Annotated in this window: 1 protein-coding gene; it reads left to right on the top strand. The window is 68.2% G+C overall.

All coding sequences use genetic code 11. The features are described 5' to 3' along the window. Positions 1 to 2,910 (top strand): condensation domain-containing protein (locus LZ198_RS42645; protein ID WP_253977912.1); only part of this gene is annotated, 2,910 nt, incomplete at both ends.

The following is a 2,910-nucleotide window of genomic DNA, read 5'->3' as shown; positions in this document are numbered from 1 at the left end:
AGGAGTACTCACTGACGGCCGCGGACGCGGTGGTGCAGAAGACGCCCTTCAGCTTCGACGTCTCCGTCTGGGAGTTCTTCTGGCCCCTGCTCGCCGGCGCACGACTCGTGGTGGCACAGCCCGGCGGACACCAGGACTCGGGCTACCTGGTGAAGCTGCTCGCCGAGCAGCGTGTGACGACAGTCCACTTCGTCCCCTCCATGCTGCGCGCCTTCCTCGAGGAGCCCGGCCTCGCGGCGCTGACGCACCTCAAGCGCGTGGTGTGCAGTGGTGAGGCCCTCCCTGTCGACCTGGTGAAGCGCGCCCACGCCCACCTGCCCTCCACCTCCGAGGTCCACAACCTCTACGGCCCCACCGAGGCCGCCGTCGACGTCTCCTCCTGGCACTGCGTCCGCGGTGACACCCGCCCCTCCATACCCATCGGCCGGCCCGTCGCCAACACCCGCCTCTACGTCCTCGACGCCCACGGCCAGCCCTCCCCCATCGGCATCCCGGGCGAACTCTTCATCGCCGGCGTCCAGGTCGGCCTGGGCTACTGGAACCGGCCTCAACTCACCGCCGAGCGCTTCCTCCCCGACACCTTCGGGCCTGTCGCCCACGGGCGCATGTACCGCACTGGAGACCTCGCCCGTTGGGCCTCCGACGGCACCCTCGAGTACCTCGGCCGCTCCGACTTCCAGGTCAAGCTCCGTGGCTTCCGCATCGAACTCGGCGACGTCGAAGCCGCCCTCCTCACGCACCCAGACGTGCGTGAGGCGGTGGTGGCGCTGCGCGAAGGCCCCGGTGGCGCCCGCCTCGTCGGCTACGTCACGGGGGCGGAGGGGCTCGTTCTGGCAGGCCTCAAGCCCCACCTGCTCCAACGGCTGCCCGAGTACATGGTGCCCTCGGCCTTCGTCCACCTGCCCGCCCTTCCCCTGACTCCCAGCGGAAAGGTCGACCGCAACGCCCTTCCCATGCCCGAGGCCCCCTCCGCACAGGGCGCCCTCTCCGTCCCTCCTCGCTCTCCTCTCGAAGCGCGCCTCGCTTCGCTCTTCGCACAGGCCCTCGGCCTCGACACGGTCGGCGTTCACGACGACTTCTTCGCGCTCGGAGGTCACTCCCTCCTCGCCACCCAGGTGGTCGCGCGTGTCCGTGCGTGGCTCGGCTTCGAGCTGTCGCTGCGAGCATTCTTCGAATCACCCACCGTGGCTCGGCTCGCGGATCGTCTCTCGACGGCCACGCGTTCGGTCCCTACGCAGCGGGCCATCGCTCCGGCACTTCGGGTCGCCGGAGAGGATGGCGTTTGCGAACTGGCGATGTCCTTTTCGCAGCAGAGCCTGTGGTTCCTAGACCAGCTCCAACCCGGGCTCGCGGCCTACAACATGCCCGCCGTCCTCCGCCTGAGAGGGCCTCTGAGGGTGGAGCCACTGCGTCGCGCCTTCACGGAGTTGGTGCGCCGCCACGAAACGTTGCGGACGACATTCGGGGGCCGCGATGGGCGGCTCATCCAGCGCATCCATCCCAGTCCTTCTGACTGGTCCCTGCCCGTGGCGGAGCTTCAGGTCCTGGAGCACTCCGATCAGGGGGTTGCCCTCCAACGGCGTATCGATGAGGAGATCCACAAGCCCTTCGATCTGGAACGAGGGCCGTTGTTGCGGACCACACTGCTCAAGACGGGCGAGGCCGAGCACCTGCTCATCCTCTGCATGCACCACATCGTCTCCGACGGTTGGTCCATGGGCGTGCTCGTGCGCGAGCTGGCGGAGTTGCATGAGGCCTTCAGCACGAATCGCGCTCCGGTGCTGGCCGAACTGCCGGTGCAGTACGCGGACTATTCCGTGTGGCAGCGAGCTGGGCTCGGAGACACCATCGCGACCGAGCGGCTCGAGGAGTGGCGGGCACATCTTCAGGGCAGTCCTGCCTTGGAGCTGCGGGGCGACCACGTCCGCCCGGCCTCCCGAAGCTTCCGGGGCAACACCTTGGAGTTCAGCATCCCCGCTGGGCTCGTCGACGCCTTGACGAAGCTGGGCGAGGCCCATGGCGCCACGCTCTTCATGGTGCTGATGACGGGCTGGCAGGCCCTGCTGTCCCGCTATTCGGGGCAACGCGACTTCGTACTGGGCGCATCGGTGGGTCATCGCGCTCATCCCGAGGTCGAGGGGCTCATCGGCTTCTTCGTCAATCCGGTGCCACTGCGCTTCCAGTGGGAGGGAGATCCGTCCGTCCAGAAGATGTTGGAGCGTGTCCGCGACGAGGCGCTCACGGCGTTCTCCCGACAGGAACAGGTGCCGTTCGACCGACTGGTGGAAGCGCTCGGAGGCGCACGCGATCTGTCACGGTCGCCGTTGTTCCAGTCGCTCTTCGTCCTGGACGCCGGGCCGTTCGACGTACCGCCCTTGGCGGGCTTGCAGGTCGAGCGCGTGCCCGTCGTGACGCAGACCGCGCGATTCGACCTGATGCTCTCGCTGCGCAAGCACGAGGACGGCATGGCGGCCCAGTTGGAGTACAGCCTGGACCTCTTCATGCCGGAGACCGCTCGGCGCCTGGGTGAGCACCTGCTGGTGGTGTTGGAGGCGCTGGCCGAAGGCCCCCGGGAGAGGCGACTCAGTCAGCTTCCCCTCATGACGGAGGATGAGCGTCGACAGGTGCTCGAGGACTTCCAGGGATGGCGTGAGCCTTATCCCGAGGATGTCCTTCTGCACACGCTCATCGAGGCGCAGGTGGACCGCACGCCTCACGCCGAGGCCGTGCGCTTCGAGTCGGAGGCACTCACCTACGCGCAGTTGGATGCCCGCGCCAACCAACTCGCCCACCACCTGCGCGCCCTGGGCGTCGGCCCCCATCAACTCGTGGCCGTCTGCCTGGAGCGCTCACTGGACATGGTGGTGGCCCTCGTGGCCGTCCTCAAGTCCGGCGCCGCCTACGTCCCGT

It is taken from the genome of Myxococcus dinghuensis (assembly GCF_024198235.1).
GTDB lineage: Bacteria > Myxococcota > Myxococcia > Myxococcales > Myxococcaceae > Myxococcus > Myxococcus dinghuensis.
The sequence above is the reverse complement of the archived record's forward strand: the minus strand, read 5'-3'. Positions and strand labels throughout refer to the sequence as shown.